Here is a 17,456-nt window from a genome sequence, read left to right on the forward strand (position 1 = left end):
CTCCTGAATGCTATGCATGTTCGATCAACAGGTTGACTGGGAATTGCGCCAGAGCTGTGCTCAACATCAGCTCCCTTGTAGGGCTGACAGCACCGCCTGCAAAAAGTCCAGTCCAATTGGCAGGTGACAGGTCAAACGGCAAGATCACCCGGGTGTCGTCCCAGTTCTGCGCCGGGATCAACGGCGTTGTAGCACCGCCCAGCAGACTGCTGGCCAAGCGCGGGGCAATGACGATGGCGCGGGCGTCCTCGCCGAGGCGGGCGAACGCCACGACCTTGTCGGCATGCTTGCCCTTGACCGTCAGCGGCAGATAAGCGCCACGGCGGAACAGCTCGCTGTTGGCTTGGCGGCAGTCGAGCACTTGGGCGATCAGCGCTTGCTTGATGCGCCCGTCGTGCCAGTGCGCCAGCAGTTCCTCGGGCGCTGCGAGCGCATCCAGCGTCTGCCGTCTGCAAGCGTAGTCCACCGGTCGGCGGTTGTCCGGGTCGACCAGGCTGAAGTCCCAGTACTCATTGCCTTGGTAAAGGTCCGGCACGCCTGGCACGGTCATGCGCATGAACGTCTGCACCAGGCCATTGAGCGCACCGGGGCAGGCGATTGCCTGGGCCGCATCTGACAGCGACTGCAGCAACTGGCGGTTGTCGCGGTCGAGCAGCACGGCATCGACATACGCCGCACAGGCAGCCTCGTACGCCTCGTTCGGCGCACTCCAGCTGCTGCGCAGCTTGGCTTCACGCAGGGCTTTCTGCTGCCATTGGCGGATACGCTCCGCGTAGTCGCGCAAGGCCTTGTCGTCATCCAGGTCAAGGTCCAGCGGCCAACTGCCGAGCAAGGCCTGCCACAGCAACAGCTCATCGCCCGGGCTTGGCGCTACGCCATCTTCGAGCTTTTGCCGCAGCGGCGCCGCCAGCTCGCGCCAGTGTTCCACGCGGCTGGCGAACCAGTCGGCGCGTTCACTCAGCACCGCCAGGCGCGCGCGGGTGTCTTCCCCGCGTTTGTGGTCATGGGTCGCGGTTGCCAACAGGTTGTCGGGGAAGTCGCGCAGGCGCCGCTGCGCCTCATTGTGGAAGTGCTCCAGGTCTGCGCTGAAACGCTCGGCCTCGAAGCCTACGTCGTTGCGCGACAGCAGCCGCGCCGAGCGATAGAACGCAGTGTCCTCGACCGCCTTGGCGGCGCTGGGCGCGGTCAGCTGCTGGAAGCGCACGCAGGCGTGGCGCAACTGTTTGCGCGGCCGGCCTGGCGGTAGTGCGCGCCAAGGTTGACCCCCCAGCCATTGCTCGAGCTGTTCGAGCAGCGGCCAATCGGCTTCGCTGAGGTCCTGACGGGCATCGGCCAAGGCTTGTTGGAAGAACCGCTCATCCTCGGCGGGGCGCCCGCAGGCATTGAAGTAGGTGCGGTACACCGGATAATGCGCGACCAGGGCCTGCAGCGCCCGGCGGATCGCACCGAGGGTCAGGTCGCGCGTCATCAGGTCGTTGCGCGCAACCTGCAGCAGCGCCTGTGCCACCGATTCGCAGTCACCGGCAAGGCTGGCATTGAGCACCAGATGGCGCGCCAAGCGCACTTCCTCGGTGAACGCGGGGCGCTCGCTGATGCGGCTCCACAATTGCGTCAGCGGCACTTCGCCGGCCGGGTCGTGTTGCAGCAGCGACACTTGGTTCATGAACTCATAGCCGGTGGTGCCGTCGGTGAGCCAGTCACGGTGCAGGTGCTCGTCGGCGCCGAGGATCTTCTCGACATAGATGGGGAAGTGCTCCACTGCAGCGCCGATCGGGCGAGCGGCAAGCAGGCTGGCGACCCGGCGGCGCAGCTTGCGGCAGTAGCCGCGCGGATCGGCCAGGCCATCGATGTGATCGATACGCAAGCCGTCCACCAGGCCGCGTTCGATCAACTCGAAGAGCTTGGCATGGGTGGCCTCGAACACCACCGAGCGCTCCACACGAAGGCCGCCCAGCTCGTTGATGTCGAAGAAACGCCGCCAGTTGATGTCGTCGGCAGCGGTGCGCCAGCTGGCCAGGCGATAGGTCTGGCGCTCGAGCAGCAAGTGCAGGCGTTTGAAGCCGTCTTCGTTGCTGCTGTCGAATGCGGCCAAGGCCGATGGCAGGTCCGCGCCGTCACGCACCAGGCGTGCGAGCTCGGCTTGCAGCGGCAGGGCGGCGCTCAACGGGTCGGCGGCGTCGCCCAGCGCGGTGAAGTGCTCGGCCAGGGCCTGTACCTTGGGGTCGGCGCTCTGGGCCAGGATCCAGCCATAGTCCAGCGGGCAGATCGGGAAGCGATGTTCGTAGTGGGCGACTTGCAGCACTCCGTGCTCGGCATCGAACTCAAGCGGCAGCTCGCCGTTCTTCAACGCTACGCCGTAGTCGCTGCCCAGGAACGGCAACAACAGCTGGCCGGCTAGCAACGGATCGGCCGAATGCCACTGAATATCAAAGAACTCCGCATAAGGGCTGCGCCGGCCCCAGGCCAGCAAGCACTGCCACCAGGGGTTGTCGGCGCCGCCAACGGCCATGTGGTTGGATACGGTGTCGAGGATCAGCCCCATGCCGTGCTGGCGCAATGCGGCCACCAGGCGCTCAAGGGCCGCTTCGCCGCCCAGCTCCGGGTTCACGCAGGTCGGGTCGACCACATCGTAACCATGGCGCGAGCCGGCGCGGGCCTTGAGAATCGGGGAGGCGTAAAGGTGGCTGATGCCCAGCTGGGCAAAGTAAGGCACCAGGGGGACGGCATGGTCGAGGGTGAAGTCGCTGTGAAACTGCAGGCGAACGGTGGCGGTGAGCGGTTTCATCGGTCGCGCTCCCAGGCCTGTTCACGGGCTTGCGCCAGTATCTCGAGGCGGCGTGCGGCATCCTCGTCATCGAGCAGCTCGCGCACCGGTTGGGCGAAGCGCCGGCGCCAGTTTGGGTGGCCTTCGGTGGTGCCGGGCATGTTGGGCTGTTCGTCGCAGCCGAGCAGATCTTCCAGCGGGATCAGCACCAGCGGGGCGCGGGTGTGTCCGACAAAGCGGATGGCAGCGTCGATCACGGCATCGTTGTCCTTCAAAGGGCCATAGTTGGATTGCAAGGTGCGGCGCAGCCCGGCCTGTTCTTTCTGCCGGTCCTGACGCCAACGCTGTTCAGTGTCGGCGTCGATCAATTGCAGACGTCGGCTCCAGTCGATATCTCTGTTTTCCAGCCAGCCCGCCAATGGCGCGAGATCATGCGTGCCGGTGGTCGCCAGCGCGTTGTCGGGCCATTTCAGAATGGGTGTGAAGGCGCCTGGCGATGCTTGCTCGAACGGCAACACACGCATGCCGAGCACGTGCTTTTGCGCCAGCGCCTCGCGCAGGCCGTCAGGCACGGTGCCGAGGTCTTCGCCGAGGAGGATCGCGCGATGCCGCGACGACTCCAGGGCGAGCAGGCGCAGCAGGTCCTCGAAGGGGTAGTTGAGGTAGGCGCCTTCGCTGGGTTGGCTGCCGCGCGGGATCACCCACAAGCGGCGCAGGCCCATGACGTGGTCGATGCGCAGGCCGCCGGCATGGGCCAGATTGGCCCGCAGCATTTCGATGAAGGCGCGATAGCCGTTGCGCTTGAGCCCCTCGGGCGAGAAACCGCAAATGCCCCAGTCTTGCCCGGAACGGTTGAGAATGTCCGGGGGCGCGCCAACGGTCAGGTCCGCCAGCAGTTCATCCTGGCGGCTCCAGGCCTGGCTGCCGGCACCGTCGGCGCCCACGGCAAGGTCGGCGATCAGGCCGACCGCCATGCCGTTGCTGCGCGCGGCATCCTGCGCCCGCTGCAGGCTGCGTTCGGTCAACCATTGGCAAAAGGCCTGGAACTCGATGCGTGCCGGATACCCCTCGGCGAAGCTCTGCACTTCGGGGTTCTGCGGGTCTTGCCAAGCCTTCGGCCACTGCCGCCAATCGGCGCCCAGGCCACGGTCGACGGCTTCAGCCTGTAACACTTCGAAGCGGCAGTGGTGCTCCAGGGCTTCGCCGGCAGCTGCCCGGAAACTCTCGAAGTCGCCGCGCTGGGGGTGATCGCCCTGGCTGAAGTCTTGGTAGAGCGCCTGCAGCAGGCGTAGCCGAGCATCGGCAGCGCGGGGCCAGTCGACCAAGGGCTGTTGCTCGAGGTCCTCAAGCGTGGCCTCAAGATCGCAGGCCTCGATCGCCATGCGCACCGCCCGTTCGCCGAGAATGGCGGCAGGGCTGGCATATAACGTATTGAGCAGCAACCGGCTCGAGGGTGAGTAAGGGCTGTAATGTTCCTGGTCGAAGGCTGACAACGCGTGCATAGGGCTGATCGCCAGCGCATCGGCGCCACGTTCAGCAGCGCTGCGTGCCAATTGCTCAAGCGCCATGCAGTCGCCATAGCCGCCGTCACCGGGTCGGCGCAGGCTATAGAGCTGGGCCGAGAGGCCCCAGCAGCGCGGCGATGCCAGCTCACATGCGTCTTCAAGGCGGTAGGCGGTGGGCGGCGCTACTGCCAGGGTGAAGCGCTGGCTGTCGATCTCGATTTGGTGATAACCCACTGGCAGCTCGCCGGGCAAGCGGGCGCGGCCATCGAGGCTGACGATCAGCTGACCCCCTTGCTCGAGGCTGCAGTGGGCCTTGGCTGCGGCTTTGAAATAACGCTGCAGCGGCAAGGGCTCGCCGTGCAACGCTGTGAGCAAAGGTGGCAGGTGATCGCCGTCGCCGGCGGTTTCCAAGGCGCGCAGGCTCTGGGCAATGGCCTGTTCGGTGGAGGCTGGGTGGCCGAGGGCCTCAAGCACGCGTGTCAGGACGTCATCGCTGACCTGTTGCGGGCGATCGTTGGCGTCGATCCAGTCTCGGGACAAACCGGCCTGTTCGGCCAGTCGATGCAGTGGCTTGGCGTTCATGAATGCTCCGGCTTAGCAGGTACCAGGCTGACCACGCAGCTGTAGGGCGCCAGGGCAGTGTCGGGGTGGGCGCTGTCTGCGCTATCGAACAGCCGCTGGCTGGCCGCAGGCAGTGTCGCAGCCTGGGCGTCTGCGCCCAGGTTCAGGTCGATGCGCAACGTACTGCCGTTACCCAGGCGCCAGCTGGCACTTAGCGCCTTGTCGCCCAGTACCTGGGCGCCCAACGCCTGGGTGCCGGGCAGGTGCGGGACGACATGACGGCGGCGCAGCGCCAGCAGTTGCTGGTACAAGCCGTGCCAACCGGCAAGTACTTCCCTGGGCTGCGGCCGCGACAGCTCGAAGGTCTCGACGGCATTCGGATCAGGAATGCTGGCGCGCTTCTGCGGGTCGGCGAAGGCGTCGAAGTGGGCGAACTCGCTGCGCCGGCCTTCACGCACCGCGTCGGCCAGTTCATCGTGGAAGTCGGTGAAGAACAAGAACGGACGGCAACTGCCTTCTTCATCACCCATGAACAGCAGCGGGATCATCGGAGCCAGCAGCAACAAGCCGGTGGCCGCGCGCAGCGCAGCAGGTGGGCACAAGCGAGTCAGACGTTCGCCCAAGGCGCGGTTGCCGATCTGGTCATGATTCTGCAAGAACAGCACGAACGAACTCGGGGGCAGGTGCCCGCTGGGTTCACCGCGTGGCTCACCATGGCGATTGGGCTGGCCCTGGAAGACGAAACCCTCGCCGAGGCAGCGCGCCAGCTTGTCGATGGGCTGTGCTTTGTAGTCTTCGTAGTAGCCCTCGGTTTCGCCGGTCAGCAACACGTGCAGGGCATTGTGGCCGTCGTCGTTCCACTGCGCATCGAAACCCTGCTCGAGCAAAAAGGCCTGGTTGTGTTCATTCTCCAGCACCAGCCAGACCTGCCGGCCTGGCTCCAACGCCGCGCGTACCCGTTGCGCCAGCTCGATGAGAAAGTCTGGTTGGTCGATGGCATGCACGGCATCGAGGCGCAGGCCGTCGAAGCGGTAATCGCACAACCACATCAAGGCATTCTGGATGAAGTACTCGCGCACCTGCGGCCGGCGGAAGTCGATTGCCGCGCCCCAGGGCGTCTGGCGGTCTTCGCGGAAAAACGACTTGGCATACTCGTGCAGGTAATTGCCATCAGGGCCGAAGTGGTTGTAGACCACATCGAGCATCACCATCAGCCCGTGGCCGTGGGCATGGTCGATCAGCTCGCAAAGCTGCTGCGGGGTGCCGTAACTGTGCTGCGCGGCAAACGGCAGCACGCCGTCATAGCCCCAGTTGCGCTCGCCGGGAAACTGCCCCAGCGGCATCAGCTCGATGGCGCTGATGCCGATGGCGGCCAGGTGCGCCAGCTGCGCCTTGACCCCGGTATAGCCGCCCAGTGCCCCAACGTGGACTTCCTGAATGACCGCCTCGTGCCAAGGTCGGCCCTGCCAGTTGTGCTGCCAGTCGAATTCGCTCAGATCAACCACTACGCTCGGGCCGTGCACGCCGTCAGGTTGATAGCGCGAAGCAGGATCGGCGACCTGCAGCTTGTCATCGATGCGGTAGTGGTAACGGTTCCCAGGCTGGCACGGGACAGTGCCGGTGTACCAGCCATCATCGTCGGGCAGCAGCTCGATGGCCGGTTGCTGCTCCAATTCCACACTCACGCTGCGCGCATCGGGCGCCCAGAGGGCGAAGCGCGCAGACGTGGCGTCCAGCATGTGTGCGCCATGTCTGTGCATCGTCGAGCCTCCGCTCAGTAATGGGCCAGGTTGGCTTGCTTGACCAGGTCCTCGTAGAGGCGCGCATAGGGTTCCACGGCCTGGCACCAGTTGAAAGGCTGGGTCATGGACAGGCAGCGCATGGCGTTGAGCAGGTCCTTCTTGGAGTAGGTGTAGAACGCGCGGCTCAAGGCTTCGCGGTAGCTTTCCACGGTCGATTCATCGAACAGGAAGCCAGTGGCACCATTCTCGATGGTGTCGGCCAGGCCTCCGGTATTGCGCGCAACGGGCAGCGAACCGAAACGCTGGGCGTACATCTGGCTCAGCCCACACGGCTCGTAGCGCGATGGCATCAGCAGGAAGTCACTGCCCGCGAACATGCGCCGCGCGTCGGTCTCGTTGAAGCCGATGCGTACGCCGATGCGGCCTGGATGGCGCAGCGCCAGCTCGCGCATGGCTTGCTCTTCTTCTGGTTCGCCGCGACCGATGATGGCGATCTGACCGCCTTGCTCGACGATGAAGTCGGCCACGCCCAGGGTCAGGTCCAGACCTTTTTGGTAAACCAGGCGCGAGACCACGGCAAACAGCGGGCCCTCGGAGGCGTCCAGGCCGAACAGCTGGCGCACGGCGTCGGCGTTGCGCGCCTTGCCATCCCAGTCGTTGATGCTGAAGTTGTGCTCCAAGTGCTTGTCAGTGGCCGAGTCCCAGCTTTCGTCGATGCCATTGGGAATGCCGCCAAGCAGGCCTTGCTGAGCCTTGCTGGCAAGGAAGCCATCCAGGCCACAACCGAATTCGGGGGTGGTGATTTCCTGGGCGTAGGTGGCGCTCACGGTGGTGATGTGGCTGGAGTAGGCAAGGCCGGCCTTGAGGAACGACAGCTTGCCGTAGAACTCCATGCCTTCCTGCTGCATGGCATGCTCAGGGATCGCCAACTCAGGGCTGCAAGCCCGGCTGTAGACGCCCTGGTAGGCCAGGTTGTGAATGGTGAACAAGGTTGGCGTGCTCAGCCCGCGCCAGTGCATGTAGGCCGGCGCCAGGCCAGCAGGCCAGTCGTGGGCATGCACCAGCTCAGGCTTCCAGTGGATCATGCCTTCGCCTGCGGCAATCTCGGCTGCAGCCAGGCCCAGACGCGCGAAGCGGATGTGGTTGTCAGGCCAGTCGCGACCGTTGTTGCCACCATAAGGGGTGCCTTCGCGCTGGTACAGCTCGGGACAGATCAGTACGTAGATCACCAGGCCGTCGGGCAGGTCCATGCGGCCGATCTTGCACGGCGGCAGTGCGGCGTGGCCACCGAGCTCGCCGACGATGTGGATCGGGTTATCGCTTTCCATGACCTGCGGGTAACCGGGGATCAACACGCGTACATCGTGTAGATGGGCCATGGCGCGCGGCAGTGCTGCCGAGACGTCGCCGAGGCCGCCGGTCTTGACCAGGTCCGAAATTTCCGACGTAACGAAGAGAACTTTGCGTTTGTTGGGGTTCTGCTGGCGCTGCGCGCCGGGTGCCTTGACTGCCTTGGCGAATTCCGGGGTGAGCGGCTCGCGGTTGTCCGACTTGAATGACTCTACATGAGGCTCGACAGCGGCACTGATCATACTTCTCTCCGTCCCTAAGTGTTTGCTGGGTGCTGGCACCCTCAGCGGTATCTCGTACTGGTTCTCTCTAATTCTGTATGGGCCTAATGCTATCCATGCCCCTAGTCGTGCGCGCAGGCACCGCAGTCGGCATTCCGGCCGACGGCAATAGGACTGTGTGGGATAGGCGGGCCGAGGCGGGTATGTCCCATACGCTTTGGCCTACTTAGTGCTGACCCGCCGCCTTTCACGAAAGTTCGACTTTTTTTCTGTGCTCTTTCCCTGAGCAAATGGCGGGCCGAAACCTGAGTGTAGGAGAGCAAGAGATAAAAAGGTGACCCATTGGTCACTTTCGTTATGAGGCGTGCTAGACGCAAACGTTGGCGTTTGTGACGTCTTGTTGCAGGGGCCGTTCAGCGGCGGGAATTGGTGACCTGAGCGTTACCATGACGCACCTGGCCGCACCGGTGTGGTGCGCTAAGTGCGTCATGATGGATCGGGGGTTTTTCAGTCCGCAGGCAGCAACGAGGAGTGGTGATGAGCGATCAGCCATTGCCCATCGGCATAGCGGTAATTGAAGGTGAATCGGGCCGGTACCCGCTCGCCGGTGGCGGCAAACGTGAAGACGTACGACCCGGCCAGCGTGGCTTGCTCGCAGGCGCTGTAGATGTACGTGTCGGTCAGCGCGCCTGACGGCCGTTTGCGCAGAAAGCTGTCGAAGTAATCGATGTGGCCCAGGCGGTTGTCGCGGCTCTGGCTCGATACGGTAGGCAAAAGCAGGGCGTCCTGCTGATAGAGCGCGGCCACCTGGGCAGGGTCCGCGGCTTGGATGCGTGCATTCCATTCGGCGAACAACGCCAATACCTCGTCGTCATTCAGGCGCTGGCAACTCCCTGTCGAGGCAATGGCGGACTGGTTCAGGCCGCTGAGCAGCAGGGCCAGGTACAGTGGAAGGCGGGTCATTTTGGCGCTCCAAGGTGTGGCAGCCCGAAGTGGGCGTGCTGGCCGTGAAGCGTGTCGGGAGCACCCGGGAAACGTTATCGCCAATAACCCGCAGAACGGGAAATCATTCATCCATTCGCGTGGGAAATGTGCCGATAATGGCAACAGCGTAGGGGGGGCAGAACGCCCCCGCCGAGGGAGTCAAATCAGATGCTGACGGACTTGCCGTCGATTCGTGCCTGTTCCAGCAATGTGTGTAGCTGTGCCACCTGCAAGCGCAGTTGGTCACGTTCGTCTTTGAGTTTGCGCAGTTCGTCGCGGCGCACGGAGACATAGAGGGTCTGGGTTGGAGTCGCAGGCATCAAGGTACCCATGAGCACACCTCGCGGTTTTGGCTGGTGACAGTTAAAGCATAGACGCTTCACGCGGCGCGCATTCTGAATTCTTTCGAAGCCGAAGGGAACTTTTTTGTTTACCGTGGTCACGCCGTTCGTCGCTGAACCCTCGAGCGGTACGCTGGACTAACCTGAAACGCTGAACGTAACGTCATTAATTTTCAAAAGGAGCATGGGCTCATGCAACTGGGAATCGTCGGGCTGGGCCGCATGGGCGGCAATATCGCAAGGCGGCTGATGCGTGCCGGCCATCGCACCGTGGTACACGACCGCAACCGTGAGGCGGTGGTGGGCCTGGAAGGCGAGGGCGCGCAAGGTGCCCACGACCTGGGGGCTCTGGTGCAGAAACTCAAGGCGCCGCGCGCGGTGTGGGTCATGCTGCCGGCGGGTGAGCCAACCGAGCAGACCATCGCCCAGTTGGCTGATCTGCTGGAGCCGGGCGATGCCATCATCGACGGTGGCAACGCCTTCTATAAGGACGACATGCGCCGTGCGGCCGAGCTGGCCAAGCGCGGCCTGCATTACCTGGATGTCGGCACATCTGGCGGCGTATGGGGCCTGGACCGCGGTTACTGCATGATGATCGGCGGTGAAAAGGACGTGTTCGAGCGCCTCGAACCGCTGTTCGCTGCCCTGGCGCCTGGCGTCGGCGACATCCCGCGCACCCACGGCCGCAGCGGCGAGCACCAGCGTGCCGAACACGGCTACATCCATGCCGGCCCAGCGGGTGCCGGGCACTATGTGAAGATGGTGCACAACGGCATCGAGTACGGCCTGATGCAGGCCTACGCCGAAGGCTTCGACCTGCTGCGCAGCAAAGGCGGCGCAGAACTGCCGCCCGAGCAGCGCTTCGACCTTAACGTGGCCGAGATCGCCGAGGTCTGGCGCCGCGGCAGCGTGGTGACCTCCTGGTTGCTCGACCTGACCGCCGATGCCTTGGTCGCTGATCCGCAGTTGGCGCAGTTCAGTGGCTCGGTGTCCGACAGTGGCGAAGGTCGCTGGACCATCGACGCGGCGGTGGAGCAGGCGGTGCCGGTGCCGGTGTTGTCCAGCGCGCTGTTCGCCCGTTTCCGCTCGCGGCAGCAGCAGGGCACCTACGGCGACAAGATCCTCTCGGCCATGCGCCTGGGCTTCGGCGGCCATGTCGAGAAAAAAGACTGATGAGCAAACAGACCATTCCCGCTGCCCCACCGTGCACGCTGTTTCTGTTTGGCGCCAACGGTGACCTGGTCAAGCGCTTGCTGATGCCTGCGCTCTACAACCTCAGCCGTGACGGCCTGCTCGACCGCAACTTGCGCATCGTCGGCGTCGACCACAACGAGGCCACTGCCGAAGCCTTCGCCGGGCGCCTGCACGACTTCTTGCAGAGTCGCGACAAGGGCGGAGAGGGTGCGCCGGCGTCGCTGGACGAAGCCATCTGGGACCGCCTGGCCAAACGCCTGGATTACCAGACCGGGGATTTCCTCGATCCGGCTACCTACGCCGCGCTGGCCAGGCGCATCGACAAGACCAGCCACGGCAACGCCATTTTTTACCTGGCGACGTCACCACGGTTCTTCCCCGAGGTGGCTAAACGCCTGGGTGAGGCCGGGCTGCTCGACGAGTCGGCCGGCGGCTTTCGCCGGGTCGTGGTGGAAAAACCCTTCGGCACCGACCTGGCCAGTGCCCAGGCCCTCAACGCCTGCCTGCTGAAGGTGATGGACGAGCGGCAGATCTACCGCATCGACCACTACCTGGGTAAGGAAACGGTGCAGAACATCCTCGTCAGCCGGTTCTCCAATGGCCTGTTCGAGTCGTTCTGGAACAACCACTACATCGACCACGTGCAGATCACCGCTGCCGAAACCGTGGGCGTGGAAACCCGCGGCGCGTTCTACGACAGCACCGGTGCCTTGCGCGACATGGTCCCCAACCACCTGTTCCAGCTGCTGGCCATGGTTGCCATGGAACCGCCCGCTGCCTTCGGCGCCGATGCCGTGCGCGGCGAGAAGGCCAAGGTGATCGGGGCCATTCGGCCTTGGTCGACCAAGATGGCCCTGAAGAACTCGGCGCGTGGTCAGTATGCGGCGGGCAAGCAGGGGCGCAAGCGCCTGGCCGGCTATCGCCAGGAGAGCAACGTCGCGCCGGACAGCCAGACTGAAACCTACGTGGCGCTCAAGGTGATGATCGACAACTGGCGGTGGGCTGGTGTGCCGTTCTACCTGCGCACCGGCAAGCGCATGAGCGTGCGTGACACCGAGATCGCCATCTGCTTCAAACCGGCCCCCTACGCGCAGTTTCGCGAGTCGGAACTGGAGCGGCCCAAACCCAACTACCTGAAGATCCAGATTCAGCCCAACGAGGGCATGTGGTTCGACTTGCAGGCCAAGCGGCCAGGTCCGGAGCTGGTGATGGAGAACGTCGAGCTGGGCTTTGCCTACAAGGATTTCTTCAAGATGACCCCGGCCACCGGCTACGAGACGCTGATCTACGACTGCCTGACCGGTGACCAGACCCTGTTCCAGCGCGCCGACAACATCGAGAACGGCTGGCGCGCGGTGCAACCATTTCTCGATGCCTGGGCGCAAGGTGGCGAGGTGCACGAATACGCGGCCGGCGAGGACGGCCCGGAGGCTGGCAACGAACTGCTGACGCGTGACAAGCGCGAGTGGCACACACTGGGATAACTGCTGTTCGCTGTCTGCACCGGCCGTTCGGCGCGCAGGTCCGCTTGCTCGCCGAGCGGTGCAGGCAAACCCACCAGAGGAGTCGCAATGCCCGCCCTTATCGAAGACTACGCCCTGCTCGGCAACTGCCGAAGCGCCGCCCTGGTCAGCCGTGACGGTTCGCTGGACTGGTTGTGCCTGCCGCGCTTCGACGCCCCAGCCGTGTTCGCCGCGCTGCTCGGTAACGAAGAGAACGGCCGCTGGCGCCTGGCCCCCAGCGACCCGGTCGAGCAGGTCAGCCGCCAGTACCTGGGCGATACCCTGGTACTGGAAACAACCTGGGTCACGGCCAGCGGCCGCGCCCGGGTGCTGGATTTCATGCCACTGGACGATGTCAATTCGGTGGTACGCATCGTCGAAGGCCTGACCGGCGAAACCCGTTTCGAGATGGACCTGGTGATGCGCTTCGACTATGGGCGCAGCGTGCCCTGGGTGGAAAAACTCGACCCACTGACCCTCAGCGCCGTTGCCGGGCCCGATCGGTTGATCCTGCGCAGCAGCGTCGCTACCCACGCCCGTGATCACCACACCGCCGCGCGCTTGCGGGTGCAGGCGGGCGAGCGTCATGTCTTCAGCCTGCGTCACCAGCCCTCGCACCTGCCGGTGCTGCCGGACTGCGACGTCGATCAAGCCTTGCAGCACACTCTTTTGCACTGGCAGGGGTTTGCCGACCGCTGCCCAGATGTTGGCCCTTACACGCCGCAGGTTCGGCGCTCGTTGCTGACCCTCAAGGCCATGACCTACGCGCCTACCGGGGGCATCGTCGCGGCGGTCACCACGTCGCTGCCGGAAAGCCTCGGCCATGAGCGCAACTGGGATTACCGCTTCTGCTGGCTGCGCGATGCCACCATGACCTTGCTGGCCTTCATGAACCTGGGTTATTTCGACGAGGCCCAGGCCTGGCGCGAATGGTTGTTGCGCTCGGTAGCCGGTAACCCGGAGCAGATGCAGATCATGTACGGGCTTGCCGGTGAACGTGATCTGCAGGAGTACACCTTGCCCTGGCTGGCCGGCTATGAACATTCTCAGCCGGTGCGCGTGGGCAACGCCGCTTCGCAGCAAACCCAACTGGATATCTACGGCGAGCTGGCCGACGCCATGGCCCAGGCGATCCGCGGCGGGCTGCCACGTCACCCGCGTAGCGCGGCGATCGCGCGGTTGATCCTGCCGTACCTGGAAAGCATCTGGCGCGAACCGGATGAAGGGATCTGGGAGGTACGCGGCGCACGCCAGCACTTCGTCCATTCCAAGGTCATGGCCTGGGTCGCCTTCGACCGCGCAGCCGAGCTGGCCGATGGCAATGAGCAGGACCGGGAGCGGGCCCAGCACTACCGGCAAGTGGCCCAGCAGATTCGCGAGCAAGTGTGTGAGCACGGCCTGGACCCGAGCGGCCAGTTCTTCGTCCAGGCCTACGGCTCCAGCGAAATGGACGCTAGCCTCTTGCACATTGCCCTGACCGGCTTTCTGCCGGCAGACGACCCGCGGGTCTTGCGCACCGTGGAGCAGATCGAACAGCGCCTGCTCAAAGACGGCCTGTTGCTGCGCTATGACAGCGACAGCTGCAGCGACGGCCTGACGGCTGGGGAGGGCACCTTCCTGGTCTGCACCTTCTGGCTGGCCGACGTGTATGTGCTGCTCGGTCGCCAGGCCCAGGCCCAGGCGCTGTACGAGCGACTCGCTGGTCTGTGCAACGATGTCGGCTTGCTGGCCGAGCAGTACGACCCTGCCGACCAGCGCATGCTTGGCAACTTCCCTCAGGCATTCAGCCACATCGGCATCATCAACACCGCGTTGAATCTGCACCGGGCGCAGTGCCCGGCGCGGGATCGAGCCAGCTGTGGCTAAGCGGCCGACGGCCCTTGGGGTAGACGTGCGCGATGGATTGGCGGCGGGAGCCTGCATGAGCGGTCGTGTTCACAAAATCGAGATTCGCCGACGCAACACCGAGAAGATCCTGCGCGCTGCTGAAAAAGTGTTCGCCGAGAACGGCTACGCCGCCACCTCGATGGGCGATATCGCCGAGCAGGCGCAGCTGCCGCGCTCGAACCTGCACTATTACTTCAGCACCAAGGACGAGCTGTTTCGCGCCGTGCTGCAAGACCTGCTCGAGGAGTGGAAGCAGGACGCCCTGTGTTTCGAGAACTTCGATGACCCGCGGGTGGTGCTGACCAGTTACATTCGCGCCAAGATGGGCCACTCGCGCTCGCGTCCCTTGGGCTCGAAGATCTGGGCCGAGGAAATGTTGCATGGCGCGCCGGTGCTGGGGGTGAACCTGAGCGAGAGCCTGGTGCCGTGGGCCAAGCTCAAGGAAGAGAAGATTCGCCGTTGGGTGGCCGAGGGGCGGATCCTGCCGGTGGAGCCCTCGGCGCTGCTGTACATGATCTGGGCGTCCACCCAGCACTATGCGGATTTCGGCTACCAGGTGACGTTGTTGAACGAGGGCGAGCCGCTCTCGGAGCGGGCGTTCGAGCGGGCGGTGCAAACCGTCACCGCTGTGATCCTGCGTGGCATCGGACTCGAACCGTGAAAGACAGCAGGGGCCACGGCGTGGCCCCACGGCTTTTCAGCTGGCTTCGCGGTAGGGGTTGCGGGGATCTTGCGTCCAGTTCAGGTATGGCTTGCCGGTATCCTGCGCGACCATCTCAATGCAAGCTTCCACCGGACAGGTGATCTGGCACAGGTTGCAGCCCACACACTCCTCTTCGATCACGCGGTACAGATGCGTGCCATCGGCTTTCAACGTGCTGGCGATGGCCTGGTGCGAGGTGTCCTCACAGGCAATATGACAGCGTCCGCAGCCAATGCAGGCCTGCTGGTCGATCTGCGCCACCGACTTGTAGTTGATGTCCAGGTACTTCCAGTCGGTGGTGTGTCCCACCGCCTGGCCGCGAAACGCCTGCAGGTCACGATGACCGTGCTGGTCCATCCAGCGCGCCAGGCCGTCCTTCATGTCTTCGACGATGCGAAAACCATGCAGCATGGCCGCGGTGCAGACCTGCACGGCGCCACTGCCCAGCGCAATGAATTCGGCGGCATCGCGCCAGTTGCCGATGCCGCCAATGCCGCAGATCGGCAAGCCTCGGGTCTGTGGGTCGCGGGCAATCTCGGCAACCATGTTCAGGGCGATCGGCTTGACCGCCGAGCCGCAGTAGCCACCGTGGGTGCTCTGGTCACCGACGATGGGGTGGGCGACCATCCGTTCCAGATCGACGCTGGTGATCGAGTTGATGGTGTTGATCAGCGACACTGCATCGGCGCCGCCGCGATGCGCGGCGCGCGCCGACTGGCGGATGTCGGTGATGTTCGGGGTGAGCTTGACGATCACCGGCAACGCGCTGTACTGCGTGCACCAGCGCGTGACCATCTCGACATATTCAGGCACCTGGCCCACCGCCGCGCCCATGCCCCGCTCGGGCATGCCGTGGGGGCAGCCGAAATTTAGCTCGATGCCATCGGCGCCGGTAGCTTCCACCAGGGGCAAGATGAATTTCCAGGAGGCCTCTTCGCACGGCACCATCAGCGACACGATCAGGGCGCGGTCTGGCCAGTCGCGCTTGACCTGGGTGATTTCCCGCAGGTTGAGCTCCAGCGAGCGGTCGGTGATCAGCTCGATGTTGTTGATGCCCTGGACCTGGCGGTTGGGGCCGAAGTGCGCAGAATAACGCGATGACACGTTGACCGCGGCCGGGTCCTCGCCGAGGGTCTTCCACACCACGCCGCCCCAACCCGCTTCGAAGGCGCGCACCACGTTGTAGGCTTTGTCGGTAGGAGGGGCCGAGGCCAGCCAGAAGGGGTTGGGCGCCTTGATGCCGGCGAATTCGATCGATAGGTCGGCCATTACGCTGCCTCCACGTTGAGCATGAGTTGGGCATGGATGGCGTGCGCCGCTACCTTGCCATGTTGCACGGCCTGCACCGTCAGGTCCTGGCCCAGTGCGGTGCAGTCACCGCCGGCATATACGCCGGGCAGGCTGGTGCGCATGTGCGCATCGACGCGGATGCGCTCGCCGTCACGTGCCAGCTGCGCGGCCAGCGGGTCGTACAGGCTCGCTTCGTCGAAGCACTGGCCGATGGCGGTGAAGATGGCATCGGCGGCCAGCTCGAACGTGTCGCCCGTGTCGCGCAGACGACCCTCGACCAGTGTGGTACGCATGAACCGCATGCCGCGCACCTTGCCGTTGCCGTCGAGCAATACCTGATCCGGCCGGGCCCAGGTGTGCAGGCGCACCTGATTGGCCTTGGCGATATCCTGCTCATGCCCGGTCGCGCTCATGTCAGCATGGCCGCGGCGGTACACCAGGTTGACGTCGCGGGCGCCCAGTCGACTCATCTGCACGGCCATGTCGATGGCAGTATTGCCGGCGCCGATCACCAGGCAGCGGTCGGCCAGCGGCAGCTGCGCCAGATCGTCCGCCTGACGCAGTTCGCGGATGTAAGCGGTGGCGGCGAGCAGGCCGGGCGCCTGCTCGTCGGCCAGGCCGAGCTGACGCACGGCAGCGAGGCCCAGCCCCAGAAACACCGCATCGAACTGATCGCGCAACTCACTCAAGCTCAGATTGCTGCCCAGGCGCTGGCCGTGACGTATCTCGATACCGCCAATACCCAGCAGAAACGCTACCTCGCGCTGGGCATAGTCATCGACCAGTTTGTAGCGGGCGATGCCGTACTCGTTGAGTCCGCCGGGTTTCTCGGCGGCCTCGAACACCACCACATCGTGTCCGTGCATGGCCAGGCGATGGGCACACGACAGCCCGGCCGGGCCTGCGCCGACCACGGCAACGCGCTTGCCGGTGGCGGGTGAGCGCTGGAAGGGATGCTGGTCGAACTGGGCGTTGTCCAGCGCATAGCGCTGCAATTGCCCGATCAACACCGGCGCGCATTCCTGGGCGTTGTTGCGCACGCAGGCTTGTTGGCAGAGGATTTCCGTGGGACACACCCGGGCGCAGCTGCCGCCGAGGATATTGGCCGCCAGAATGCGCTCGGCGGCGCCTTGCAGGTTCTCGTCACTGATGCGATGGATGAACGATGGAATGTCGATTTCGCTCGGGCAGGCGTTGATGCACGGGGCGTCGTAGCAATACAGGCAGCGGGCGCTTTCGACTGCGGCCTGGCGCGCGGTGAGCGGCGGGGCCAGGTCGGTGAACTGTTGGGCCAACTGGGCGCTGCCGGCACGCGGGCGCGGCAGATGATTCAGGGCATCGATCACGGTGGATAGCCTCTCTTTTTTCTAGGTATGCACGTCGCTGGCTGGCGGCGGATTTCGCGCTGCCGT

Annotated in this window: 12 protein-coding genes; 4 read left to right on the plus strand and 8 right to left on the minus strand. The window is 64.6% G+C overall.

Annotated elements, in window-relative coordinates; translation table 11 throughout:
- Positions 1-10: 10 nt before the first annotated feature.
- The 6 genes from ACLEJW_RS08475 to ACLEJW_RS08500 all read right to left on the minus strand — a co-directional run bounded on the left by ACLEJW_RS08475 (position 11) and on the right by ACLEJW_RS08500 (position 9,459).
- Positions 11-2,785 (minus strand): malto-oligosyltrehalose synthase, encoded by a 2,775-nt coding sequence (locus ACLEJW_RS08475; protein ID WP_313298646.1) that lies wholly within the window; start codon positions 2,783-2,785, stop codon positions 11-13.
- Positions 2,782-4,851 (minus strand): 4-alpha-glucanotransferase, encoded by a 2,070-nt coding sequence (gene malQ / locus ACLEJW_RS08480; RefSeq protein WP_440777353.1) that lies wholly within the window; start codon positions 4,849-4,851, stop codon positions 2,782-2,784. Before malQ ends, ACLEJW_RS08475 begins: the two co-directional genes overlap by 4 nt.
- Complete coding sequence (gene treZ, locus ACLEJW_RS08485; protein ID WP_313456284.1) at positions 4,848-6,590, minus strand: malto-oligosyltrehalose trehalohydrolase; 1,743 nt, start codon at positions 6,588-6,590, stop codon at positions 4,848-4,850. The genes malQ and treZ overlap by 4 nt, the downstream gene beginning before the upstream one ends.
- Before the next feature lie 14 nt (positions 6,591-6,604).
- Positions 6,605-8,164: a glycogen synthase GlgA gene (gene glgA, locus ACLEJW_RS08490; protein WP_313298654.1), complete on the minus strand. Its 1,560-nt coding sequence runs from the start codon at positions 8,162-8,164 to the stop codon at positions 6,605-6,607.
- Between the two features lie 486 nt (positions 8,165-8,650).
- Positions 8,651-9,106, minus strand: coding sequence for an SgcJ/EcaC family oxidoreductase (locus ACLEJW_RS08495; protein ID WP_313298657.1), 456 nt, complete (start codon positions 9,104-9,106; stop codon positions 8,651-8,653).
- Between the two features lie 185 nt (positions 9,107-9,291).
- On the minus strand, positions 9,292-9,459 hold the full coding sequence (locus ACLEJW_RS08500) for a DUF6026 family protein (protein ID WP_178108271.1): 168 nt from the start codon (positions 9,457-9,459) through the stop codon (positions 9,292-9,294).
- 201 nt (positions 9,460-9,660) lie between these two features.
- On the opposite strand from ACLEJW_RS08500, the gene gnd reads away from it, so the two are divergent.
- The 4 genes from gnd to ACLEJW_RS08520 all read left to right on the plus strand — a co-directional run bounded on the left by gnd (position 9,661) and on the right by ACLEJW_RS08520 (position 14,712).
- Positions 9,661-10,641: a phosphogluconate dehydrogenase (NAD(+)-dependent, decarboxylating) gene (gnd, locus tag ACLEJW_RS08505; RefSeq protein ID WP_440777354.1), complete on the plus strand. Its 981-nt coding sequence runs from the start codon at positions 9,661-9,663 to the stop codon at positions 10,639-10,641.
- Positions 10,641-12,146 carry a glucose-6-phosphate dehydrogenase gene (zwf, locus tag ACLEJW_RS08510; protein ID WP_313298665.1) on the plus strand — a complete coding sequence of 502 codons (1,506 nt, stop codon included), beginning with the start codon at positions 10,641-10,643 and terminating at the stop codon, positions 12,144-12,146. Before gnd ends, zwf begins: the two co-directional genes overlap by 1 nt.
- An 87-nt stretch (positions 12,147-12,233) precedes the next feature.
- Positions 12,234-14,030 carry a glycoside hydrolase family 15 protein gene (locus tag ACLEJW_RS08515; RefSeq protein WP_313298668.1) on the plus strand — a complete coding sequence of 599 codons (1,797 nt, stop codon included), beginning with the start codon at positions 12,234-12,236 and terminating at the stop codon, positions 14,028-14,030.
- A gap of 55 nt (positions 14,031-14,085) precedes the next feature.
- Entirely contained in the window at positions 14,086-14,712 is a 627-nt protein-coding gene (locus tag ACLEJW_RS08520) for a TetR/AcrR family transcriptional regulator (protein WP_313298670.1), read from the plus strand.
- A gap of 36 nt (positions 14,713-14,748) precedes the next feature.
- Here the strand turns inward: ACLEJW_RS08520 and preA are convergent, their stop codons facing one another.
- Both preA and ACLEJW_RS08530 read right to left on the minus strand, forming a co-directional pair.
- Positions 14,749-16,023 (minus strand): NAD-dependent dihydropyrimidine dehydrogenase subunit PreA, encoded by a 1,275-nt coding sequence (preA, locus tag ACLEJW_RS08525; RefSeq protein ID WP_440777355.1) that lies wholly within the window; start codon positions 16,021-16,023, stop codon positions 14,749-14,751.
- Positions 16,023-17,390: an NAD(P)-dependent oxidoreductase gene (locus ACLEJW_RS08530; protein WP_440777356.1), complete on the minus strand. Its 1,368-nt coding sequence runs from the start codon at positions 17,388-17,390 to the stop codon at positions 16,023-16,025. The genes preA and ACLEJW_RS08530 overlap by 1 nt, the downstream gene beginning before the upstream one ends.
- Between the last annotated feature and the right edge of the window lie 66 nt (positions 17,391-17,456).

This window comes from Pseudomonas sp. SMSB3 (assembly GCF_052041965.1).
GTDB lineage: Bacteria > Pseudomonadota > Gammaproteobacteria > Pseudomonadales > Pseudomonadaceae > Aquipseudomonas.